This window comes from Aeromonas sp. TECH754, assembly GCF_056279295.1.
This window is the reverse complement of record NZ_JBWBRA010000001.1, coordinates 4,460,912-4,482,102: the sequence shown is the minus strand read 5'-3', so window position 1 is coordinate 4,482,102 and position 21,191 is coordinate 4,460,912. Positions and strand designations below refer to the sequence as shown.

Here is a 21,191-nt window from a genome sequence, read left to right as displayed (position 1 = left end):
AACAAGATTGATGACAATGTGCGAAGGTGGCGGAATTGGTAGACGCGCTAGCTTCAGGTGTTAGTGTCCCACGGATGTGAGGGTTCGAGTCCCTCTCTTCGCACCATGCTTTTATCAGACAGCATGTAAATCCAGACTGATAACCCAATGTGCGAAGGTGGCGGAATTGGTAGACGCGCTAGCTTCAGGTGTTAGTGCCCCCCGGGTGTGAGGGTTCGAGTCCCTCTCTTCGCACCATGCTTTTGTCAGACAGCATGTAAATCCAGACTGATAACCCGATGTGCGAAGGTGGCGGAATTGGTAGACGCGCTAGCTTCAGGTGTTAGTGCCCCCCGGGTGTGAGGGTTCGAGTCCCTCTCTTCGCACCATGATTCTGACATGTTAAAACAGAGCGATGCGCCCAACCGCATTTAAAAACCAGATGGGAAAAACAGTGTGCGAAGGTGGCGGAATTGGTAGACGCGCTAGCTTCAGGTGTTAGTGTCCCACGGATGTGAGGGTTCGAGTCCCTCTCTTCGCACCATCTATTATGCAAAAGGCCCATAACGCGAGTTATGGGCCTTTTGTTTTTGTCGGCGTCATGGCTATGCTCTTGATAACGCTAGGCCACCGTAGGGACGACCCATGATCCTGGATACCGACATCCACAACTTCTATGAACATCTGGTGCTCAAGGAGATAGAAAAGCAGGGACTGGGGCAGACACTGACCTCTCACCAGCTGGCCGATCTCTGCTGCCTGACCCTCAATCAGCTTCCCTCTCACTACATCCGCCACAACGTCGACATGATCTATTTCACACCCGATGCCAAGCGCGCCGAGATGGAGCAGAAGGTAGTGGAGTCACTGCGTCTGGCCCACGACAAGATCCAGACCACCCCCTCTCGCTGACGACGACCCGCACGCTACAGCCAGCTCTGCTGCCAGAGCAGGGCCACCACTCCCGTCATGCCGGCGACGGGCAGCAGGATCAATGCCGGCCTCAGCCTGGGCTCCAGCATGACCCAGGCCGCCAACAAGAAGCTCAGGCTCCAGATGCCATATTCTTTCTCCTGGCCCCAGGCCAGCACCGCCAACAGTCCCGCCAGCAACAGGCACCGTACTATCCAGATCATGATGAACATCCCTATCGCACACTTTGATAATAATTATCATTTGTATTTTATATCTGTGCAATCGGATTTTTCTATGGGTCTTCCTCATTTCCGTGGCATCTATCAAGGCTCAAAAATAAGTTATGAGATCAACTAATCTGTGAGTTTTTCAATCAAATCTGCCTTTTTGCTAAATATGTTGGAATTTACCGCCCCCGGTTTATGGTAGATTGCGGCTCTTTTTGGGTGAGCCCCTCGGGATATGTGTATCCACAGGACGAGAGGAGCTGACCTTGGCGAGCAAGAGTTTAGGAAGTATCTATGCAAAACCAACACATTCGACTACCGGGCATGGCGCAGGTCTTCGCCTGCCTTGCCATTTTCCTGGCCCTGGCCTTCTCCTTCACCAGCCTGCTCGATCTGCCGATCCAGCTGGCACTGTTCATCGCCTGGTTCGTCATCATGGGGCTCGGCATCCGGCTCGACCATGACTACAAGTCGCTGGAGCAGGCCGCCGTCGATGGGGTTGCCAAGGGGATGGGGGCTATCCTGATACTGATCTCCGTCGGGGCCCTGGTCGGCACCTGGATCGCGGGGGGCATAGTCCCCAGCATCATCTACTTCGGGCTCAAGGTGATACACCCGTCCATCTTCCTGCTGGCAACCCTGGTCATCTGCTCCCTTACCTCGCTGGCGACCGGCACCTCCTGGGGCTCTGCCGCCACCGCCGGCATCGCCATGATGGGCATAGGCCACAGCCTGGGGGTACCTGCGCCGCTGGTGGCCGGCGCCGTGCTCTCCGGCGTCTACTTCGGTGACAAGCTCTCCCCGCTCTCCGATTCCGTGGTGCTGGCCTCCACCATGTCCAATGTCGACGTGGTGGAGCACATCAAGGGCATGCTGCCCATCAGCCTGTTCTCCTACGTCATCACCGCCGCCCTGTTCACCCTGGCCGGCCTGCAGTATTCCGGCAACGTGAGTCTGGAGCAGGTCAATCTGGTGATGGAAGCCCTCGACAGCCAGTTCAACATCACCCCGCTGGCCATAGTCCCCGTGGTGCTGGTGCTGGGGTTGCTGGCCAATCGCAAGCCGGCCTTCCCGGTGATCAGCTTCGGGGCCTTGCTGGGGCTTATCTGGGCCATCGCCTTCCAGGACATGGATCCGGTCAAGGCGATGCACTCCGCCTACAGCCCGTTCGCCATCGTCTCGGGGGTCGACTTTATCGACAACATCCTGGGCCGTGGCGGCATGGAGTCCATGCTGGGCTCGGTGGCTGTCATCATCTTCGGCCTGGGGTTCGGCGGTTTGCTGGAGAAGGTCGGCATTCTGGCGGTGATCGCCAGCGCCTTCGAGAAGCGCATCAACAGCGTCGGCAGCCTGACCAGCCACACCATCGGCACCGCCTTCCTGGCCAACGTGTTCGGTTCGGCCATGTATGTGTCGCTGATTCTGACCCCCAAGATCATGGCCAAAAACTACGACCGGCTGGGACTGGCGCGCAAGAACCTCTCCCGCAACGCCGAGTTCGGCGGCACCCTCACCTGTGGCATGGTGCCCTGGAGTGACAACGGCATCTTCATGGCCGGGGTACTGGGGGTGGCGACGCTGGATTACCTGCCCTACATGTGGCTCAGCTTCACCTGCATCATAGTGACCATCACCCTCGCCTATCTGGGCAAGGCGGTGAACCGGCTCCCGGTGATCGAGGCGGCCAGCTCCCGCTAATCGTTGCGAGATCAATGACAAAGGCGCCGTCACGGCGCCTTTTATTTGAGCGGGATTCGAGGTTAAGCTGGCAGCCAACCCAGTTGCTCGTGGCAGGATGCCCAGATGAACTTCACCTTTCGCCAGATCCGCTATTTCGTGGCCGTGGCCGACAGCTTCTCGGTGAGCCGCGCCGCCGCCGAGCTGCACATCTCCCAGTCAGCCGTCACCAGCGCCATCCGCGAGCTGGAGACCGAGCTTGGCGCCGCCCTGTTCGAGCGCAATCCGCGCGGGGTCAGCCTCACCGCCCAGGGTCACCAGTTTCTACTGCACGCCAGGCGTATCCTCGGTGCCATGACGGAGGCGAGCCAGTCCCTCAAGGCGGTGGCACAGCAGGATCAGGGCCAGCTCACCATAGGTGTGACCACGCTAGTCGCCGGTTACTACCTGTCGGAGGCGATCGGCCGCTTTCGTCGCGCCTTCCCGGCGGTGCGCATCGAGGTGAAGGAGGACGAACAGCCATTTCTCGAACACCAGATCGTCAACGGCGAGATAGACGTGGGGATCCTGATGACCAACCGTACCATCCGTCAGGAGGCATTCGATACCGAGCTGCTGACCCGCTCGCCACTGCGGCTCTGGCTCGCCGCCAACCATCCCCTCTGCGCCGAATCGACGCTCTCCCTCAAGGCCCTCGGCGACGAGCCCATGATCTCCCTCACCGCCGATCAGCTGGATCAGATCATTGGCTCCGGCCTTCGCCGCTATGGCATCTCGCCCCGCATCGTGCTGCGTACCGCCTCGGTGGAGGCGGTACGCAGCCTGGTGGCCAGCCAGCTCGGCATCGCCCTGCTACCGGATTTCGCCTATCGTCCCTGGTCGCTGGAACAGGAGCGGGTCGAGGCTCGCCCCATCAAGGAACCCATCCCCGCCATCGACATCGGCCTGGTATGGCGCAGGGGCTCACGACTGGAGTGGACCGCCCGCGAGTTCATCGACATAGTGCGGGATCAGAGCCGATTGCGAGTCCGTCAGCAGGCCAGTCGCTAGCGATACAGACAGCCTGACCCGCTCACCCCACAGAAATACAGATTCATATGCGATCGATATCGATTTAACTGATACCCAAGCCGTTAAAAATTGAAATTCTCATTACTGCCCGCGTCTCCTAGGCTCATAACTGGTTAACAGGATGTTAATTGCCATTGTGCTATCGCCATGGCCCCAGATCATGCAAGGAGAGCAAGATGAAACTGACCCCCCTGACCCTGGCCCTGATCCCCGCCCTGCTGGCAGGCCAGACCCAGGCCGCCCCCACCGAACTCGGCAAGGGCGAAGGCCAACTCAATATCGTGGCCTGGGCCGGCTACGTCGAACGTGGTGAGACCGACAAGAGCTACGACTGGGTGACCGGCTTCGAGCAGGAGACCGGCTGCAAGGTCAGCGTCAAGACCGCCGCCACCTCGGACGAGATGGTGGCGCTGATGAACGAGGGGGGCTTCGACCTGGTGACCGCCTCCGGCGACGCCAGCCTGCGCCTCATCGCCGGTGGCAAGGTGCAAGCGCTCAACCTGGCGCTCATCCCCAGCTACGGCAAGATAGATCCCCGCCTGCAAAATGCCCTCTGGCACACGGTCGATGGCAAGCATTACGGCGTGCCCTACCAGTGGGGTGGCAACATCCTGATGTACAACACCAAGGTGTTTCCCAAGGCACCTGACTCCTGGAGCCTAGTATTCGAGGAGCAAAAGCTGCCGGACGGCAAGTCCAACAAGGGGCGGGTGCAAGCCTTCGACGGGCCCATCCACATCGCCGATGCCGCCCTCTATCTGATGAGCCACCAGCCCGCGCTGGGCATCAAGGATCCCTACGAGCTGAACGAGGATCAGTACAAAGCCTCCCTCGAGCTGCTGCGCCAGCAACGCCAGCTGGTAGGCCGCTACTGGCACGACGCCTCCGTCCAGATCGATGACTTCAAAAATGAAGGGGTGGTCGCCTCCGATTCCTGGCCCTATCAGGCCAATGCTCTGATCGCCGACAAGCAACCCATCGCCACCACAGTGCCCAAGGAGGGCGTCACCGGCTGGGCCGACACCAGCATGGTGCACAGTGAGGCCAAAAACCTGACCTGCGCCTACAAGTGGCTGGAGCATTCCCTCAACAACAAGTTGCAGGGGGATCTCGCCTCCTGGTTCGGCTCGGTGCCCGTGGTACCCGCCGCCTGTGAAGGCAATGCCTTGCTGGGGCCAGAGGGCTGCAAGACCAATGGCATCGACAACTTCGACCGGGTTCACTTCTGGCGCACCCCGGTGTCCCAGTGCAAGAGCCAGGGTACCTGCGTGCCTTACTATCGCTGGGTGTCGGACTATATCGCCATCCTGGGCGGGCGCTGATCCCCTTCAGGCAAACAACTCCTGACATAGCCCTCTTGCGGGCCGGGGGGAGACCCGGCCCGGTTCGATGACAAGGACGTACCATGACAGCCGTACAATTTGACCGGGTCAGCCGCCACTACGGCGAGGTGAAGGCGGTCGACGATATCTCCTTCCAGATCCCGTCCGGAGAATTCTTCACCCTGCTGGGCCCGAGCGGTTCCGGCAAAACCACCTGCCTGCGGATGATCGCGGGCTTCGAATATCCGAGCCTGGGCGAGATCCGGCTGTTCGGTGAGCCCTGCTCCCAGGTGCCGCCCTATGATCGCAACCTCAACACCGTGTTTCAGGACTATGCCCTCTTCCCCAACATGGATGTACGCGACAACATCGGCTACGGCCTGATGATCAGGGGGGTGGCCAAGGCGGAGCGCTATCGCAAGGTGGACGAGATGCTGGAGCTGGTAAGGCTGCCCGGTGTCGGCAATCGCCGCCCCGGCCAGCTCTCCGGCGGCCAGCGCCAACGCATCGCCATCGCCCGCGCCCTCATCAACCAGCCGCGCATCCTGCTGCTGGACGAGCCGCTCGGCGCGCTGGATCTCAAGCTGCGCGAGCAGATGCAGCTCGAGCTGAAGGCGCTGCAGCGCCAGCTCGGCATCACCTTTATCTTCGTCACCCACGATCAGCAGGAGGCGCTCTCCATGAGCGACCGCATCTGCATCTTCAATCAGGGCAAGATCGAGCAGATCGCCCCACCCGATGAGGTCTACGACGCCCCCGCCACCCCCTTCGTCGCCCGCTTCGTCGGCACCGTCAACCTGTTCGAGGGGGAGCAGGCCAAACGCCTGTGCGGCGATAGCCAGCAGATGATGGTTCGCCCTGAGCGGATCCGGCTCGGCGAGGCCGGCAGTCCCGGCTGGTCGGGAGAGATCCGCGAGGTGGAATATCTGGGGGCCTTTGTGCGCTATCGGGTCGACTTGGGGGAGCGGCTCGAGATCATCGTCAACCACCCCAACGAGGGGCAGGAGCGTCTCCCCCGTGGCAGTCGGGTCAGCCTCAACTGGCCGGAGCAGGCCATCCACCGCCTGAGTGTCTCAGGATCGGGGACTCAGCCATGAGCCTCCCCCACAGTGCGAGTCTTGCCATGAGCCACGCCCTTAACCCTCGACCCAACCCGCTTCGACGTCTCTCCACCCTGCTCTACGGGCGGCCTGGCCTGCTGCTGGGGATCCTGCTCGGTCCGCCCCTGATCTGGCTCGGGGTCATCTACGTGGGCTCCCTGCTGATGCTGCTCTCCAACGCCTTCTTCGGGCTGGACGAGTTCAGCGGTCAGGTACGCCATGAGCTGGGCCTGCAAAACTTCGTCGCCCTGCTGCGGGTGGAAAATCTGGACGTCATCGCTCGCACCGTCAGCATGTCGCTGCTGGTGACTCTGGCCTGCGCCCTGCTCGGCTTCCCCATCGCCTACTACATGGCGCGCTACACCAGCGGCAAGACCCGGGCTCTGTTTTACCTCGGCATCATGTTGCCGCTCTGGTCGAGCTATCTGGTACGGGTCTACGCCTGGAAGCTGATCCTGGCCAAGGAGGGAGTCATCAGCTGGCTGGCGCACGGCCTGGGGCTGGACTGGTTGCTGGACGGCATTCTCTCTCTGCCGATGATCGGCGGCCCCTCGCTGTCATTCTCGCGGCTCGGCACCTTCATCGTGTTCGTCTACGTCTGGCTACCCTTCATGATCCTGCCGATCCAGGCGGCGGTGGAGAGGATCCCGCGATCCTTGCTCGAGGCGAGCAGCGATCTCGGCGCCACCCCGGCCCAGACCTTTCGCACCCTGATCCTGCCGCTGGCACTGCCAGGGGTGGTGGCGGGATCCATCTTCACCTTCTCCCTGACACTGGGGGACTACATCATCCCCGGCATCATAGGCAACTCGACCATGTACATAGGTCAGGTGGTCTACATGCAGCAGGGCACGGCGGGCAACCTGCCCTTTGCCGCCGCCTTCTCGCTGGTACCGATCCTCATCATCGCCATCTACCTCACCATCGCCAAGCGCTTAGGAGCCTTCGATGCGCTCTGATACTGATCTCTCGCTCGCTGCCTGTACGCGGGTGCCCAGCCTGATCACGATTATCCACCTGACAACCGCCAAGCGTCTGGGGGCCTTCAATGCGCTCTAATCCCTCTATCAATCAGAACCATGACCAACGCCCATCCCGCCTGCTGAAATATGCCGCCATCGGGGGCTTGCTGTTCCTGCATATCCCGATCCTGTTCATCTTCCTCTACGCCTTCACCAGCGAGAGCAAGAGCTACCAGTTTCCACCGCCCGGTCTGACCCTGAAGTGGTTCGAGGTGACGCTGAACAGACCCGATGTGTGGCGCGCCATCCAGTTGTCGCTGGAGGTGGCGGGGCTCGCGACTCTGGCAGCCATGGTGCTCGGCACCCTGGCGGCGGGGGCGATTGCCCGCAGTCGCTTCTTCGGCCAGGAGGTGGTGTCGCTGCTGCTGGTGCTGCCCATCGCCCTGCCCGGCATCGTCACCGGCATAGCGCTGCGCTCCGCCTACGGCCTGCTGGAGATCCCGTTCAGCTTCTGGACCATCGTCATCGGCCACGCCACCTTCTGTGTAGTGGTGGTCTACAACAACGCCCTGGCGCGGTTTCGCCGCACCAACCAGTCGCTCATCGAGGCATCCATGGATCTCGGTGCCGACGGCTTCCAGACCCTGCGTTACGTGATCCTGCCCAACCTCGCTACAGCTCTGCTGGCGGGGGGCATGCTGGCATTCGCCCTGAGCTTTGACGAGGTGATCGTCACCACCTTCACCGCAGGCCAGCAGACCACGTTGCCCATCTGGATGTATCAGGAGCTGATCCGCCCCCGGGATAGGCCCGTCACCAACGTGGTGGCCCTCATCATAGTGGCCTTCACCACTATCCCCATTCTGCTTGCCTACTACCTCACCCGCGACAGCCAGGATGTCGCTGGCAGTGGCAAATAACGACTCAACGCCCGTGCAAGGATGCCACATGAAGCTCAATACCCAACTCTTGATCGACGGCCAGTTTGTCACCGGTGACAGCCAGGCCGAGCCCATCCTCAACCCGGCTACCGGCGAACTGCTTGCCTCGGTGCCCGAAGCCTCGTTCGAGCAGGTAAACCGCGCGGTAAACGGCGCCCAACGCGCCTTCGCCCAGTGGAGCCGCACCACCCCGGCCCAGCGCAGCAACCTGCTGCTACGCCTCGCCGATGCCATCGAGCGCCACGCCGAGGAATTCGCGGCGATCGAATCCCTCAACTGCGGCAAGCCCTATCTGGCGGTGTTGAACGACGAATTGCCGGCGGTGGTGGACTGCTTCCGCTTCTTCGCCGGCGCGGCCCGCTGCCTGCAGGGGCCGCTAGCAGGGGAGTATATTGAGGGGCACACCAGCATGATCCGCCGGGATCCCATCGGCGTGGTGGGCAGCATAGCGCCCTGGAATTACCCGCTGATGATGGCGGCCTGGAAGATGGCGCCGGTGCTCGCCGCCGGTAATACTGTGGTGCTCAAACCCTCGGAGCAGACCCCGCTCACCGCGCTGCGGCTCGCCGAGCTCGCCAGCGAGATCTTCCCCCGTGGCGTCATCAACGTCCTCTGTGGCCGTGGCGAGAGCGTGGGTGCGCCGCTGGTGGAGCACCCGCTGGTGCGCATGGTGTCGCTCACCGGTGATATCGCCACCGGCCAGAAGATTTTGCAGAGCGCCGCCCGCACCATGAAGCGCACCCACCTCGAGCTGGGAGGCAAGGCGCCGGTGATCATCTTCGACGATGCGGATCTGGAGGCCGTGGTGGCGGGCATTCGCACCTTCGGCTTCTACAACGCCGGCCAGGATTGCACCGCCGCCTGCCGCATCTATGCCCAGGGCAAGATCTACGACAAGTTCGTCGCCGCCATGACGGATGCCGTGGCCTCCATCAAGGTGGGCGGTCAGCGCGAGGAGGGGGTGGAGATGGGGCCGCTCATCTCGGACCGGCAGCGTAACCGGGTTGCCAGTTTCGTGGAGCGGGCCCAGAGCAGCGGCCACGTGGAGGTGACGACGGGGGGCAAGATCCGCCCCGGCAACGGCTTCTTCTTCGAGCCGACCCTGATCGTCGGCGCCCGCCAGGAGGACGAGATAGTACGGCGCGAGGTGTTCGGCCCCGTGGTGTCGGTGACCCGCTTCAACGACGCCGAGCAGGTGGTGCAGTGGGCCAACGATTCGGACTACGGCCTCGCCTCCTCGGTCTGGACCCGGGATCTGGGCCTCGCCAGCAAGGTGGCGAGCCACCTGCAATACGGCTGCACCTGGATCAACACCCACTTCATGCTCTGCTCGGAGATGCCCCACGGCGGCATGAAGATGTCCGGTTACGGCAAGGATCTCTCCCTCTACGCGCTGGAGGACTACACGGTGCCGCGCCACATCATGGTCAAACTCTGAAAAGCACAAGGCTGGCCCTCGGGCCAGCCTTGTCGCCTCAGCAATTCCCCCTCTCCCCTCTGAATGCCCCAACACCTGCCCCTCATGCCAGGCGGCAAATGTCTGTGCTTATGACCATCGCCATAACCAGTGGTGATCCAGGATCAGCAAGCCAAACAGCAGCATCAGGTGATAGATGGAGAAGCGGAAGGTACGCATCGCCTGAGCGGGGCGATCAGAAACCTTCAGCAACCAGCCATGCCAGCAGAACCAGAGGTTCAGCACCAGGCTGCCGACCAGATAGATGAAGCCAGACATGCCGATCAGGTAGGGCAACAGGCAGATCAGGGTCAGCACCAGCAGATAGAACAGGATGGCCGTCTTGGTGAACGCGATGCCGTGGGTGACCGGCAGCATGGGAATATTGGCGCCGGCATATTCATCGCGCCTGTGGATAGCCAGCGACCAGAAGTGAGGCGGTGTCCAGGCGAAGATGATCATCACCAGCAGCCAGGGCTCGGCCGAGAGCTGCCCCGTGATACAGGTCCAGCCGAGCAGTGGCGGCATGGCTCCTGCCAGCCCGCCGATGACGATGTTCTGCGGCGTAGCCCTCTTCAACAGCAGGGTGTAGACGACCGCATAGCCAAACAGGCTGGCCAGGGTCAGCCAGGCGGTCAGGGGATTAACGCCCCAATAGAGCAGGGCAAACCCCAGCAGTGCCAGCCAGAGTGCGAAGCTCATCGCCGATCGGGTAGCGATCCGTCCCCTGGCGACCGGCCGCCAGCGCGTCCTGCGCATCCGGGTATCAAGATCACGATCCAGAACGTGGTTCATGGCGGCAGCGGCGGCCGCCAGCAATCCTATGCCCAGCAACCCCAGCACCATGTTGTCCAGAGAGGCGATCGTCGGCTCGGCCAGCAGCATGCCGACCCAGGCCGTCAGCAGCAGCAAGGCCACCACCCTGGGCTTGGTCAGCTGGTAGTAATCTCGCAGCAAGAGGGGGTCGAACAGCGGTGACAGCGGCTTGTCGTTCATATCCGGCTCCTGATCGCCTCGTGCGACGGCAAGGAAAGGGTGGAGGGGTGAGAAATAGATCGACGGGACAGCACGCAGAGCACCAGCAGATGCGCCGCCACCAGGTTATGGGCGAGGGCATTGGCCAGTGGCAGGGCGAGGTGGATGTTGGCCAGCCCCAGCACTATCTGGATGAGCAGCAAGGCCAGCAGCAGGATTCCCAACAGACGCAAAGGGGAACGCAAGACAGCCCCCTGACGGATCAGCCCAAATGCAAACCCTCCTACCAGCAAGGCGGTCACCAGGGCCCCCAGACGGTGGGCTATCTGGATTGTCTGGCGCGCCTCCTTGCTGAGCACTCCGAACTCGTAGCTGGTATGGCCCAGCGGCAGATGGAAGGCCTCTCCCCACGCCAGTTGATCCTGCCAGCCAGCCTGACAAACCGGCAGCTCCACGCAGGCCATGGCGGCATAGTTGGAGGAGGTCCAGCCACCCAAGGCTATCTGGATCAGCAGAGCGCCGCAGGCCAGATTGCCCAGCCAGGGCAAGCCCTGGCCGCAGGTAATGGGCGGGCTCTCGCGCATCAATTCGACCCGATAGAGCCACAGCAGGGTCAGCAGCATGAATCCTCCCAGCAGGTGCATGGTCACCACCAGGGGATGCAGTGCCAACGTCACCGTCCACATGCCAAGCGCCGCCTGTCCTATCACCAGCATCAGCAGCGCGCCCGAGAGGTGGCGCATGCGACCGCCCTTGCCCCAACCCAGTACAAACAAGATGACAATCACGGAACCCAAGGCACCGGCAAAGTAGCGATGCACCATCTCGCTGCGCGCCTTGTGGGGCTCTAATGGACTATCCGGATAGTGCAGGGCCGCCTGCTCGGCGTGCGCCGCCTGGGGAATGACCAAGGAGCCGTAGCACCCGGGCCAGTCGGGGCACCCCAGCCCTGCATCGGTCAGGCGGGTATAGGCACCGAGCAGGATAACCAGCATCGCCAGGGCGATGGCCGTCGACGCCAGCCTCTTTTGTATATTCATTCGGCGCCTCGCTGATACTTGAGCAACTGTTGCAGATCAGAGAGCACCGCCTTGCCAAATAGGGGCCACTGGGTCGTACTGGCTGGTACCTCGTAGCGCAGTATGGCCAGCCCTTGCGGATCGACCAGCATCAGATCTCCCGCCTCTCCCCCGACGCCGACCTCGGGGGGCTGTGCGTCGAGCCGCACCAGATCGAGCTTGTCCAGATTGCGACCAAGGGCACTCTGGATCCGCTGCATCAATACCGGCACCTGCTGGCAGGGCACCTCACAGCGCCCTGCCTCCAGATACACCAACCGCCATCTGGCCTGGCTTGCCGGCAGTGGCTGCAGCAGATAGATCTCCCGGCTCAGCCACTGTCCCTTGTTACGGGTGCCGGGTTCGAACCACCCCTGTCTCAGGGTCAGCGAAGCCAACGCCACCGGCAGCAGGATCACCAGCGCGAAGGCGGCAGGGATCTTCCATCTGGCCCACTGGTTCATGGTGACTCCCTCCTTGTCAGCACCAGTCCGCCCACCAGCACCACCAGCGCCAACCCTAGCCACTGCAACGCATAGGCCCTGTGCTTCTGTGGTGGCATGACGTTCTGTTGGTAGTGGTAGATAAATGGGGAATGCTGTTGATAAAAGACGGCATCGGCGAGCGGCAGACCGATGACCTGACGGATGGAGTCCGTTCTGACGGACTGCAACCGGTTTGGATAGGGGCCAGCCTCTATGTTCTGGCCAAGCAACATGCCTCCGGGTTTGACTCGCAACAGCCCCTCGAATTCGAGGGTTGTAGGGATCACGGGTTGCGGCAGTTGCTCCCGGCGAGCAGGCGCGGGCAGCCAACCCAGGTTGACCAGCAGCAAGGGCGCCTGTGACGAGGAAGCCGCGCCGCTGGCACGGACCGGGATGATCACGTCATAGCCGATTTTTCCCGCCACTATCTGATTGTCCAGCAACCAGACATAAGGAGAAACCCACTCAACCCGCCCTTGCAGCGGCATGCCATCGAGCCGCTCCGGGGCTTGCCAGTCAATCTGCGCCAGCGTCAAGGGGGTCACCAGTTGAGCCGCCGCCGTCTGCTCCAGCCAGGCCTCCTTATCTGCCGCCCGTTGCCACTGCCAGAGCGCCAGCTTGCACAAACCGGCAGCCACAACCAGAGTCAATATCGGCACTATCCAGCGCCGGTGATGGAAGGGTCGTTGCTTGTGCCATGTCGCCATTTCACGCATATAACGGAGGGCCCTAACATGTTGATCAAGATAGTGCTGGTGCTCATGCTGCTGCTCATTATCGGGCAGCTGTTTCATGCTCTCTGGCTGATGATGATCACGGGCCAAACCCAGAAGATGTCTGCCCCTCTGGGGCGCCGCGTGTTCTTCTCATTGCTGGTGATCGCCATCTTGCTGCTCTCCCTCGCGATGGGCTGGCTGGAGCCCAATCCCAGGCCCTATTAAAAACCCCCTCAGAGCAGGTAGACAAAGACAAAGAGACAGAGCCAGACCACGTCGACGAAATGCCAGTACCAGGCAGCCGCCTGGAAGGCGAAGTGGCGTTCGGCGGTAAAGTGGTCTTTCAACACAATACGCAGCCAGATGATGCCGAGGAATACCGTTCCCAGCGTGACATGCAGGCCGTGGAACCCTGTCAGGATGAAGAATGTGTTGCCATAAATACCCGAGTCAAACCGCAGGCCCAGTTCCCGGTAGGCATGCATGTATTCGTAGCCTTGCAGCCACAAAAAGGTCAGTCCGAGCAATACGGTGGCAAGCAGCATCCACTTGAGGCGATTGCGTTGGCTATTTTCCAATCCCGTATGGGCAAACAGCAGTGTCACCGAGGAGCTGAGCAGGATCAGGGTATTGATGAGGGGGATCCCGTGCCAGGGCATCGCCTGGGTTTGGGTGCCGCCAGGGGTATTGAGCATGGGCCAGTGCGCGGAAAAGTCCGGCCACAACAGTTGCGCCGTCATCGCCTTGTTGCCGGCGCCATCCAGCCAGGGCATGGCCAGTTGCCGCGCGTAAAAAAGCACCCCGAAAAACGCCAGGAAGAACATGACTTCGGAGAAGATGAACCAGGCCATGCCCTGCCTGAAGGATCTGTCCATCTGGGCGCTGTATAACCCCGTCATGGACTCGTGGATGATATGGCGAAACCAGCCAAACAACATGAAAACCAGCAAGGCGACACCGGCCATCATCAGATATCGACCAACACCGGCTTGCTGGCTGGCGATCTCATTGACCAGATGGCCAGCCCCGAAAGCCAGCAGGAACAGGGCCATGGCACCCATGATCGGCCAGCGACTCTGTTCAGGGACATAATAAGTCTGGTTCACCTTGGCCATGGTTATTTCCTCTGTGCAAGAACTGGCGTCGGCTTGGACTGAGTGACGTCATAGAGTGAATAGGAGAGCGTGATGGTGTTGATGTCATCAGGCAGGTCAGGGTCGATATAAAACTTGAGAGGCATCAGCTTGCTTTCCCCTGCCTGCAGTTCCTGGCGGTTAAAGCAGAAACATTCCACCTTCTTCAAATAGGCGGCGGCAAGACCGGGCGACACCGAGGGGACGGCCTGGCCAATCATGCGGCGATCGGTCGGATTGAACACCCGATAGTTGACCTGCTTCATCTCGCCCGGTCGCACCGACAGCCGCTGCGTCTCCTGGCTGAATTGCCACGGCATCTGGGTATCGGCATGAGCCAGGAACTCGACCTGGATGGTACGCTTGTCATCCATCACCGCGCGTTCGGTCGTGGCCGGTTGTCCGGCCGTCTTGCCATTGAGACCGGTGATCCTGCAGAAGACGTCGTACAGGGGCACCAGTGCAAAGGCGAACCCGAACATGGCTAGGATGACCAACGCCAACTTGCGCAGCAGGGGACCGTGATTGACCTGGGTCATATGACCTCCTTACTTCACTTCCGGTGGAGTCTTGAAGCTGTGGTAAGGAGGGGGGGAAGGGAGAGTCCACTCCAGTCCTTCAGCTCCTTCCCACACCTGGGCGCTCGCCTGCTTGCCCCCTCTGATGCACCGGATCACGCCCCAGACGAATAACAGTTGCGACAACCCAAAGGCAAAGCCGCCGATGCTGATGAACATGTTGAAGTCGGCGAATTGCAGCGCGTAATCCGGGATGCGACGAGGCATACCCGCCAGGCCGACGAGATGCATGGGGAAGAACAGCATGTTGACCGAGACCAGCGAACACCAGAAATGCCACTGCCCCAGCCGCTCGTCATACATATGCCCCGTCCATTTCGGCAACCAGTAATAAGCGGCGGCGAGGATGGAGAAGACGGCGCCAGTGACCAACACATAATGAAAATGGGCCACGACGAAATAGGTATCATGATATTGAAAATCGGCCGGGGTCATGGCCAGCATCAATCCTGAAAACCCACCTATGGTAAACAGGGTAATAAAGGCGATGGCGAATAACATCGGCGTTTCGAAGGTCAAAGAACCCCGCCACATGGTGGCAATCCAGTTAAATACTTTCACCCCGGTTGGCACCGCAATCAGCATGGTGGTGTACATGAAAAACAATTCGGCCACCACCGGCAATCCGGTGGTAAACATGTGGTGCGCCCAGACCATGAAAGACAACAAGGCGATGCTGCTGGTGGCATAGACCATGGAGCGATAGCCAAACAATTTCTTGCGGGAGAAGGTGGGTATGATGCTGGAGACGATGCCGAAAGCCGGCAATATCATGATGTACACCTCAGGATGACCGAAGAACCAGAAAATATGCTGGAACATCACCGGATCTCCACCGCCCGCCGCATCAAAGAAGCTGGTGCCGAAATATTTATCCGTCAGCACCATGGTCACCGCAGCCGCCAGCACCGGCATGACCGCAATGAGCAGGAAGGCGGTGATGAGCCAGGTCCAGACAAATAGCGGCATCTTCATCCAGCCCATGCCCGGGGCCCGCAGATTGAAAATGGTCACGATGACATTGATGGCCCCCATGATGGAGGAGATGCCCATGATATGGATGGAGAACACGAACAGCGCCGTGCTGTTGCCACTGTATTTGGTCGACAAGGGCGCATAGAAGGTCCAGCCCGAACTCGGGCCACCGCCATCCATGAACAGGCTCGACAACAGGATCAGAAAGGCAAATGGCAGTATCCAGAAACTCCAGTTGTTCATCCTGGGCAATGCCATGTCAGGTGCCCCGATCATCATCGGGATCAACCAGTTGGCCAAGCCGGTAAAGGCGGGCATCACGGCACCAAAGACCATGATGAGGCCGTGTACCGTGGTCATCTGGTTGAAGAACAGGGGCTCAACCAGTTGCAACCCCGGCTGGAACAGCTCGGCCCTGATCACCATGGCCATGGTGCCGCCGGTGAAAAACATGGTCAGGGCGAACAGCAGGTAGAGGGTGCCGATATCTTTGTGATTCGTGGTGTATAACCAGCGTCTCAGGCCCGTTGCGGGTCGGTGGGAGTGGTCTGCGTGCAAGGTATCCGTGATTCCATCACTCATGCCGACTCCTATTTTTCCTGCTTCATAAGAGACTGCACTTCTGCAGCCTGAATGACATCACCGGTATTGTTACCCCAGGCGTTGCGCTCGTAGGTCACCACGGCGGCGAGCTCCTGCGCCGTAAGCTGCTTGCCAAAAGGCTGCATCGCCGTTCCGCTCTTGCCGTGCATGACCAGATCCAGATGATGGGATTTATTCTCTGCAAGCGTGGTGATCTTGCTGCCCTTGAGCGCCGGGAAGATGCCCGGCAAGCCGGTTCCGGCGGGCTGATGGCAGGCGGCGCAGTGACCCAGGAAGATCTTCTCCCCCATTTCCATGGCCTGAGGCAGCGTCATGACGACGCTGGCCAAGTCTTGCTGCTGCGCCTTGGCCGCAGCCTGGGTCTCGGCGGTCTTGGCAATCCAGCCATCAAAATCTTCGGCCGTTTTTGCCACCACCACTATGGGCATGAAACCGTGATCCTTGCCGCACAGCTCCGCACATTGGCCCCGATAAATACCGGGGGTGTCTATCTTGGTCCAAGCTTCGTTGATGTAGCCGGGGTTCGCATCCTTCTTCACTGCGAAGGCGGGAACCCACCAGGCATGAATGACATCATCGGATGTCATCAGAAAGCGAATTTTCTTGCCAACGGGTAATACCAGCGGTTGATCGACCTCCCGTAAATAATGCTCCCCCTTGGGAACCTCACCCGATATTTGTTTTTTATCTGTCGCCAGCAAGGAATAAAACTCGACGGGATGCTCCAGATATTTGTAATGCCACTTCCATTGCGAACCCGTGATAAGCACCGTCAGATCGGCTTTCGACGTGTCTTCCATCTTCAATAATGTCGAGGTGGCCGGTACCGCCATCGCCACCAATATCAGCACGGGAATGGCAGTCCACAGCAATTCAATGCGGATACTTTCATGGAATTGGGCCGCCTTGGCACCACGGGATTTACGATGATGGATGATCGACCAGAGCATGGCACCGAACACGAGCAAGCCGATCAGACAGCAGATATAAAAGATCGTCATGTGCAAGTCATAGACCCGCTGACTGATGGCGGTCGCCCCGCGCGTCATGTTAAAGGTTATTTCACTGGCAGAAACGCCGCTGCTAGCGAGCCACATTGGCCATAAGCCATGGTTAATTGCATTTTTTCCCACATTGCACTCCCTGTGCACGTTAGAAAAGATGGCAGACATTCACCACTGACAATGCTAACCATCTGAAAATAATGCATTTATTAAAATCAAACTCACATTCAAGTATTAGTCCATATTCTGAAAAAACCAAAACCGGCCTGGCTGACCACTGCACATCACTGGAATTTCCAGCAGTCTTGAGGCCGCGCGAGAAGTCGACCCGACCACAGGGACTGATACATGACACAGCTCTAAACCCTTAACTGCCAGACCAGCCAGAGAGCCATAGTCAACTTCTATCACCCCCCCATCACAGATGAGCAAGGGGCCATTAAGGCCCCTTGTTGTTTGATACCACCCCCTGCTACAGCATGCTGACGACATGATCACCTGGCGTGATCCCCCTTGTTGGCCTCCTTGTCCAGCAAGTGGGCCAGCAGCTCTCGCAGTGCCTTGATCAGCGCTGGCTTGCCCGCCAGTCGCAGCATCTTCACCAACTCGGCCCAGGGGGAATACTGCCAGATGGTGGCGATCAGCAACCGACGCTCGTCAGGGGTCAGTTCGCCCAGACTGTTCACCCGAGTGGCCAGCCAGCGTTGCAGGCTGTACTGGCACAGCTCGAACGGCTTGTGATGATGGGCAAAGCATGTCAGCTCCTGCCATTCATATTTCTCCAGCGCTGGCATCTTGCTGGCTGCATCCCCGCTCAGGCATTGCCAGACCAGCTCCGTATCCAGCTCTTTGAGTTCTCCCGCCAGCAGGGTCGGCAACTGGCGCACAAAGCACTGCCGCCATTGGGCCAGCTCCGGCTCCCACTCTGCTTTTAGCGGTTTTAGCAACAGGGCCGCATGACTACCGCTAGCCGCATCCCGCTGCAGGCCGACACGCAGTACCCTCAGCCCCGCCTTGCGCCAGAATGGCAGCAAATCGGTACTGGCAGAAAAGGCGGACCCCAGATAATCCATTCCCTGAGCGCGATAATGTTCCTCCAGCTTGCCCAGTAACAGGGACCCCAACCCAAGGCGATGCAACGCTGGATGAATGGCGATGCGCATGACCCTGGCATAGCTGCGATCCCCTGCCGTGGTGAATCCGGCATGGGCCAGCAGTGACTGGGGCAGCAGATGGCCGCGAGGACGTCGTCGTCCGGCCCAGATATCCTGAGCCAGCGCCGGAGCTATGTTGCCCTCGCGCGCCACCAAGGCCACCCCGAGCAGACTCTGCTCCTGCTCCAGCAGGTGGATGTCGAGAACGGGGCTCTCCAGCAGATACCTGAGATCGCTCGGGCTGGTCTGATAGTGTGCCAGCACCAGCAAGCCGAACACCTGATGGAGCTGCGCTTCATCCTCTGCCAGCTCATCTTGTCCAATCTGCCGCCAGTTGGGTGCCGTGGGGTATTGCGGTGGCTGGACCTCGGCGTCGAGACCGAGCAGTCGAAACACCAGAGGCTCCAGCGGATCATGCCGACTCCAGCGGATGGGTTCAGCCAAGTGCAGCTCCTGCCAGCCCGGCGTCTGCTGATCCAGCACCCGCTTGAAGCGAAGATGGAAGCCGCGCCCCGTTCCCTCATAGCCGTGCTCGGTCGTCGCGAAGACGATGCGGCTGTGGCGGGCCAGCATGACCTCCAGCAACGGGGTTGGAATGGCGGCAGCCTCATCCACCAGCAGCAGATCCGGTTGCAAACTGCCCTGCACCAGTCTGTCTGGTGACACATATGACAGCCTGGCCAGCGCGTCAGGACTATCCACCAACGCGGTGGCCGCATGGGCAAACAGCGTGGCAACGGTAGCCTGGGAGGGCGCCGTCACCATTATCTGCAAGGCGGGATCCTGCTGCAGCAAGTCGGCAGCGGCGAGGCCAAGCAGCGCACTCTTGCCACGGCCACGATCCGCACTGAGCACCAGGGGGCGCCGACGATGGCCATGCAACACCTTGTGAATGGCAGGCAAGGCAAGGGACTGATCGGTACTCAGTGGCCGACTCGCTCCCAGAGGTTGCCAAGGCTTATCGAGCGGTGGGAGCAAGCCAGTGGATGGAGGCAAGGAGAGCGCGGGATCCCCCGCCAGCAGCCGCACCAATCGGGTAATAAAACCGTTCCCCGCCCGCTCAACGTCCTCCGGCTGGGCAACCAGTCGCAACTTGTCCGGATCTGGATAGGTGGTCCACTGTGCTCGCGGCGGAGTCAGCAGCAGCAGCAAACCACCGGCGCGCAGGGTGCCGGCCAGCGCACCAAAGGCATCGGGATGAAAGCCGCTGAATGCGTTGAACACCAGGGTGTCGCATTCCTGACCTAGGCGTTGCAAAGCCTTGGCGGCAGGCAGTGGCGAATACTGGGCAGGGCCATCCCCCAGCCAGAAGACGGCCTCGCCGAGCAGAGGCTCGGCACGGATGATACAATCGACCTCATCCCCCTCCAGCCAGATCAGACGCCGCTCACCGCGTTGGGTGAGATACTGGCGCAGCGCACCCTGCTCGACAGTTGTCATGAGGCGCGATGATCGCCGGATTTAGTTCGAGGTTCGAACATCCCCTCCCCCATCTGATCGATGAAGGTATGGGCCTTCTGCACCATGAAGCGCTCGGCATCCGCCGGATTGACAAACAGATCGGAACGAATGAAACGGTGGGTCAGCAGGACACCGTCCACCTCTTTGGTGATGCGGCCCGCCAACCTGTATTGACCCCCTTCTGCCGCAGGCTCGGAGTAGATGAGATAGCCCGCATACTCGGTGGGCGTCACCTCGGGAGTTGGCGGTGTCTGGCTGTTGAACAGGGAACTTAATAGTTTCTTGAGCATGATCATCTCCTCTCTGATGGCCGCATTGTCCCCAAGGGGTGAATGGCTGGCAAGCAAGGGATCTTATTACTAATTGTTATTTGCACTGCAAACCATTCTCATTTAGATTTCATCTCATTCCAGTATGAGGTCAGTATTATGTACGTGTGTTTGTGCCGCGGCATCACAGATACCCAGATCCGCAAAGCGGTACAGGCAGGCAAGACAGAGTTCAGGCAACTGAAACAGTCACTGGAAGTCGGTGCTCAATGTGGCAAATGTGTGCGAATGACCATGGAGATCATCTCCACCGAACTCGACAAGATTGAATCGGATCAGGCGCCACTCTATTACGAAGTGGCCTGACCCCCTCTTCTCCGCACTCTGATCCGTCAGCCGGATCCCAGCATGTTCAGGCGAGCGAAATCGTCAGCCCCCTTATTGTCATCTTTCTGGACTAAGCTCTAGTGATCGATGCCCAAGGCTCAGCCACAGGCACGAACATAAGGAGTAATGTCGATGAAAGGAGATTCCAAAATCATTGCCCACCTCAACAAGGTGCTGGCCAATGAGTTGGTTGCCATCAACCAATACTTCCTGCACGCCCGCATCTACGATGACTGGGGCCTCAAGGGGCTCGGGCACAAGGAATACCATGAGTCCATCGATGAGATGAAACATGCCGATGAACTGGTCAAGCGGGTGCTGTTTCTGGAAGGACTGCCCAACTTGCAGGATCTGGGCAAATTGCGCATCGGTGAGACGGTAGAGGAGATGCTGCGCTGCGATCTTTCGTTGGAAATGGATGCCATTCCCGACCTGAAAGTGGCCATCAACTATGCCGAATCCGTCCATGATTACGTCAGCCGTGACCTGTTCCAGGACATTCTGGAAGACGAAGAGGAACACGTGGACTGGCTGGAGACCCAGCTCGACCTCATCGAACGCATCGGTCTGGAAAACTATCAGCAATCCCAGTTGCACTCTGAGTCATCCTGAATAGTTATGCCATGGAATATCCGCTTCCCAACCCGCTCCGGCGGGTTTTTTCATCTTTGAACGCATAGCTTTTCACCATGTTTATCCATATGAAATATAACGTTATTTTTGTTAAGTGAGTCGCAAAAGGC

At 59.9% G+C, this 21,191-nt stretch carries 22 protein-coding genes and 4 tRNA genes; 15 read left to right on the top strand and 11 right to left on the bottom strand.

From position 1 onward, the window contains the following. The first annotated feature begins 20 nt into the window (after positions 1–20). The 5 genes from ACZ9IL_RS20575 to ACZ9IL_RS20555 all read left to right on the top strand — a co-directional run bounded on the left by ACZ9IL_RS20575 (position 21) and on the right by ACZ9IL_RS20555 (position 891). Positions 21–106: transfer RNA gene (locus tag ACZ9IL_RS20575), tRNA-Leu, on the top strand. 45 nt (positions 107–151) lie between these two features. Then, positions 152–237, top strand: a tRNA-Leu gene (locus tag ACZ9IL_RS20570). 45 nt (positions 238–282) lie between these two features. After that, positions 283–368, top strand: a tRNA-Leu gene (locus tag ACZ9IL_RS20565). Between the two features lie 69 nt (positions 369–437). Beyond that, positions 438–523 (top strand) — tRNA-Leu (locus ACZ9IL_RS20560). 101 nt (positions 524–624) lie between these two features. Then, positions 625–891 carry a late competence development ComFB family protein gene (locus tag ACZ9IL_RS20555; protein ID WP_476005108.1) on the top strand — a complete coding sequence of 89 codons (267 nt, stop codon included), beginning with the start codon at positions 625–627 and terminating at the stop codon, positions 889–891. Between the two features lie 14 nt (positions 892–905). Here the strand turns inward: ACZ9IL_RS20555 and ACZ9IL_RS20550 are convergent, their stop codons facing one another. Next, on the bottom strand, positions 906–1,115 hold the full coding sequence (locus tag ACZ9IL_RS20550) for a hypothetical protein (protein WP_476005107.1): 210 nt from the start codon (positions 1,113–1,115) through the stop codon (positions 906–908). 300 nt (positions 1,116–1,415) lie between these two features. On the opposite strand from ACZ9IL_RS20550, the gene nhaC reads away from it, so the two are divergent. From nhaC to ACZ9IL_RS20515, 7 genes are all read left to right on the top strand, one after another. Further along, complete coding sequence (gene nhaC / locus ACZ9IL_RS20545) at positions 1,416–2,819, top strand: Na+/H+ antiporter NhaC (protein ID WP_476005106.1); 1,404 nt, start codon at positions 1,416–1,418, stop codon at positions 2,817–2,819. A gap of 105 nt (positions 2,820–2,924) precedes the next feature. Further along, positions 2,925–3,848, top strand: a complete 924-nt coding sequence (locus ACZ9IL_RS20540; RefSeq protein WP_476005105.1) for a LysR family transcriptional regulator — start codon at positions 2,925–2,927, stop codon at positions 3,846–3,848. Between the two features lie 197 nt (positions 3,849–4,045). Next, the gene (locus ACZ9IL_RS20535) at positions 4,046–5,191 is read left to right on the top strand and encodes an ABC transporter substrate-binding protein (protein WP_476005104.1); all 1,146 of its coding nucleotides are present in this window, start codon (positions 4,046–4,048) and stop codon (positions 5,189–5,191) included. 83 nt (positions 5,192–5,274) lie between these two features. Further along, entirely contained in the window at positions 5,275–6,288 is a 1,014-nt protein-coding gene (locus ACZ9IL_RS20530; protein WP_476005103.1) for an ABC transporter ATP-binding protein, read from the top strand. Then, positions 6,285–7,250 carry an ABC transporter permease gene (locus tag ACZ9IL_RS20525; protein WP_476005102.1) on the top strand — a complete coding sequence of 322 codons (966 nt, stop codon included), beginning with the start codon at positions 6,285–6,287 and terminating at the stop codon, positions 7,248–7,250. The genes ACZ9IL_RS20530 and ACZ9IL_RS20525 overlap by 4 nt, the downstream gene beginning before the upstream one ends. 89 nt (positions 7,251–7,339) lie before the next feature. Beyond that, positions 7,340–8,173: an ABC transporter permease gene (locus tag ACZ9IL_RS20520; RefSeq protein WP_476005101.1), complete on the top strand. Its 834-nt coding sequence runs from the start codon at positions 7,340–7,342 to the stop codon at positions 8,171–8,173. Between the two features lie 28 nt (positions 8,174–8,201). Further along, entirely contained in the window at positions 8,202–9,632 is a 1,431-nt protein-coding gene (locus ACZ9IL_RS20515) for a gamma-aminobutyraldehyde dehydrogenase (RefSeq protein ID WP_476005100.1), read from the top strand. 108 nt (positions 9,633–9,740) lie between these two features. Here the strand turns inward: ACZ9IL_RS20515 and cyoE are convergent, their stop codons facing one another. Genes cyoE through ACZ9IL_RS20495 form a run of 4 tightly spaced genes read right to left on the bottom strand, consistent with a single transcriptional unit; the run spans position 9,741 to position 12,875 of the window. Next, on the bottom strand, positions 9,741–10,646 hold the full coding sequence (gene cyoE, locus ACZ9IL_RS20510) for a heme o synthase (protein ID WP_476005099.1): 906 nt from the start codon (positions 10,644–10,646) through the stop codon (positions 9,741–9,743). Beyond that, on the bottom strand, positions 10,643–11,665 hold the full coding sequence (locus ACZ9IL_RS20505; RefSeq protein WP_476005098.1) for a COX15/CtaA family protein: 1,023 nt from the start codon (positions 11,663–11,665) through the stop codon (positions 10,643–10,645). Before ACZ9IL_RS20505 ends, cyoE begins: the two co-directional genes overlap by 4 nt. Next, a complete protein-coding gene (locus ACZ9IL_RS20500; RefSeq protein WP_476005097.1) occupies positions 11,662–12,147 on the bottom strand; it encodes a hypothetical protein in 486 nt (161 codons plus the stop codon). The genes ACZ9IL_RS20505 and ACZ9IL_RS20500 overlap by 4 nt, the downstream gene beginning before the upstream one ends. After that, a complete protein-coding gene (locus ACZ9IL_RS20495) occupies positions 12,144–12,875 on the bottom strand; it encodes an SURF1 family protein (protein ID WP_476005096.1) in 732 nt (243 codons plus the stop codon). Before ACZ9IL_RS20495 ends, ACZ9IL_RS20500 begins: the two co-directional genes overlap by 4 nt. A gap of 27 nt (positions 12,876–12,902) precedes the next feature. On the opposite strand from ACZ9IL_RS20495, the gene ACZ9IL_RS20490 reads away from it, so the two are divergent. Next, positions 12,903–13,109, top strand: a complete 207-nt coding sequence (locus ACZ9IL_RS20490; RefSeq protein ID WP_476005095.1) for a DUF2909 family protein — start codon at positions 12,903–12,905, stop codon at positions 13,107–13,109. Positions 13,110–13,117: 8 nt separating this feature from the next. Here the strand turns inward: ACZ9IL_RS20490 and ACZ9IL_RS20485 are convergent, their stop codons facing one another. From ACZ9IL_RS20485 to ACZ9IL_RS20460, 6 genes are all read right to left on the bottom strand, one after another. Then, entirely contained in the window at positions 13,118–13,999 is an 882-nt protein-coding gene (locus ACZ9IL_RS20485) for a cytochrome c oxidase subunit 3 (protein WP_476005094.1), read from the bottom strand. A gap of 2 nt (positions 14,000–14,001) precedes the next feature. Continuing rightward, positions 14,002–14,556 carry a cytochrome c oxidase assembly protein gene (locus tag ACZ9IL_RS20480; protein ID WP_476005093.1) on the bottom strand — a complete coding sequence of 185 codons (555 nt, stop codon included), beginning with the start codon at positions 14,554–14,556 and terminating at the stop codon, positions 14,002–14,004. 9 nt (positions 14,557–14,565) lie between these two features. Further along, on the bottom strand, positions 14,566–16,152 hold the full coding sequence (gene ctaD / locus ACZ9IL_RS20475; RefSeq protein ID WP_476005092.1) for a cytochrome c oxidase subunit I: 1,587 nt from the start codon (positions 16,150–16,152) through the stop codon (positions 14,566–14,568). Between the two features lie 8 nt (positions 16,153–16,160). Further along, complete coding sequence (gene coxB, locus ACZ9IL_RS20470; protein ID WP_476005091.1) at positions 16,161–17,306, bottom strand: cytochrome c oxidase subunit II; 1,146 nt, start codon at positions 17,304–17,306, stop codon at positions 16,161–16,163. 365 nt (positions 17,307–17,671) lie between these two features. Next, positions 17,672–19,771, bottom strand: coding sequence for a tRNA(Met) cytidine acetyltransferase TmcA (locus ACZ9IL_RS20465; protein WP_476005090.1), 2,100 nt, complete (start codon positions 19,769–19,771; stop codon positions 17,672–17,674). After that, on the bottom strand, positions 19,768–20,082 hold the full coding sequence (locus ACZ9IL_RS20460; protein WP_476005089.1) for an HlyU family transcriptional regulator: 315 nt from the start codon (positions 20,080–20,082) through the stop codon (positions 19,768–19,770). Before ACZ9IL_RS20460 ends, ACZ9IL_RS20465 begins: the two co-directional genes overlap by 4 nt. Positions 20,083–20,220: 138 nt before the next feature. On the opposite strand from ACZ9IL_RS20460, the gene ACZ9IL_RS20455 reads away from it, so the two are divergent. Both ACZ9IL_RS20455 and bfr read left to right on the top strand, forming a co-directional pair. Then, positions 20,221–20,427: a bacterioferritin-associated ferredoxin gene (locus tag ACZ9IL_RS20455; RefSeq protein WP_476005088.1), complete on the top strand. Its 207-nt coding sequence runs from the start codon at positions 20,221–20,223 to the stop codon at positions 20,425–20,427. 153 nt (positions 20,428–20,580) lie between these two features. Continuing rightward, positions 20,581–21,060 (top strand): bacterioferritin, encoded by a 480-nt coding sequence (bfr, locus tag ACZ9IL_RS20450; protein WP_476005087.1) that lies wholly within the window; start codon positions 20,581–20,583, stop codon positions 21,058–21,060. The last annotated feature ends 131 nt before the right edge of the window (positions 21,061–21,191 follow it).

What these genes read in the sequence shown, in the direction of transcription:
- ACZ9IL_RS20540 (WP_476005105.1), top strand. Translation starts at nt 2,925, where the DNA reads ATGAACTTCACCTTTCGCCAGATCCGCTATTTCGTGGCCGTGGCCGAC.
- ACZ9IL_RS20520 (WP_476005101.1), top strand. Translation starts at nt 7,340, where the DNA reads ATGCGCTCTAATCCCTCTATCAATCAGAACCATGACCAACGCCCATCC.
- nhaC (WP_476005106.1), top strand. Translation starts at nt 1,416, where the DNA reads ATGCAAAACCAACACATTCGACTACCGGGCATGGCGCAGGTCTTCGCC.
- ACZ9IL_RS20515 (WP_476005100.1), top strand. Translation starts at nt 8,202, where the DNA reads ATGAAGCTCAATACCCAACTCTTGATCGACGGCCAGTTTGTCACCGGT.
- ACZ9IL_RS20490 (WP_476005095.1), top strand. Translation starts at nt 12,903, where the DNA reads ATGTTGATCAAGATAGTGCTGGTGCTCATGCTGCTGCTCATTATCGGG.
- ACZ9IL_RS20485 (WP_476005094.1), bottom strand. Translation starts at nt 13,999, where the DNA reads ATGGCCAAGGTGAACCAGACTTATTATGTCCCTGAACAGAGTCGCTGG.
- ctaD (WP_476005092.1), bottom strand. Translation starts at nt 16,152, where the DNA reads ATGAGTGATGGAATCACGGATACCTTGCACGCAGACCACTCCCACCGA.
- ACZ9IL_RS20465 (WP_476005090.1), bottom strand. Translation starts at nt 19,771, where the DNA reads ATGACAACTGTCGAGCAGGGTGCGCTGCGCCAGTATCTCACCCAACGC.
- ACZ9IL_RS20530 (WP_476005103.1), top strand. Translation starts at nt 5,275, where the DNA reads ATGACAGCCGTACAATTTGACCGGGTCAGCCGCCACTACGGCGAGGTG.
- ACZ9IL_RS20555 (WP_476005108.1), top strand. Translation starts at nt 625, where the DNA reads ATGATCCTGGATACCGACATCCACAACTTCTATGAACATCTGGTGCTC.
- bfr (WP_476005087.1), top strand. Translation starts at nt 20,581, where the DNA reads ATGAAAGGAGATTCCAAAATCATTGCCCACCTCAACAAGGTGCTGGCC.
- ACZ9IL_RS20550 (WP_476005107.1), bottom strand. Translation starts at nt 1,115, where the DNA reads ATGATCTGGATAGTACGGTGCCTGTTGCTGGCGGGACTGTTGGCGGTG.
- ACZ9IL_RS20525 (WP_476005102.1), top strand. Translation starts at nt 6,285, where the DNA reads ATGAGCCTCCCCCACAGTGCGAGTCTTGCCATGAGCCACGCCCTTAAC.
- ACZ9IL_RS20500 (WP_476005097.1), bottom strand. Translation starts at nt 12,147, where the DNA reads ATGAACCAGTGGGCCAGATGGAAGATCCCTGCCGCCTTCGCGCTGGTG.
- ACZ9IL_RS20495 (WP_476005096.1), bottom strand. Translation starts at nt 12,875, where the DNA reads ATGGCGACATGGCACAAGCAACGACCCTTCCATCACCGGCGCTGGATA.
- ACZ9IL_RS20460 (WP_476005089.1), bottom strand. Translation starts at nt 20,082, where the DNA reads ATGCTCAAGAAACTATTAAGTTCCCTGTTCAACAGCCAGACACCGCCA.
- ACZ9IL_RS20535 (WP_476005104.1), top strand. Translation starts at nt 4,046, where the DNA reads ATGAAACTGACCCCCCTGACCCTGGCCCTGATCCCCGCCCTGCTGGCA.
- cyoE (WP_476005099.1), bottom strand. Translation starts at nt 10,646, where the DNA reads ATGAACGACAAGCCGCTGTCACCGCTGTTCGACCCCCTCTTGCTGCGA.
- ACZ9IL_RS20455 (WP_476005088.1), top strand. Translation starts at nt 20,221, where the DNA reads ATGTACGTGTGTTTGTGCCGCGGCATCACAGATACCCAGATCCGCAAA.
- ACZ9IL_RS20480 (WP_476005093.1), bottom strand. Translation starts at nt 14,556, where the DNA reads ATGACCCAGGTCAATCACGGTCCCCTGCTGCGCAAGTTGGCGTTGGTC.
- ACZ9IL_RS20505 (WP_476005098.1), bottom strand. Translation starts at nt 11,665, where the DNA reads ATGAATATACAAAAGAGGCTGGCGTCGACGGCCATCGCCCTGGCGATG.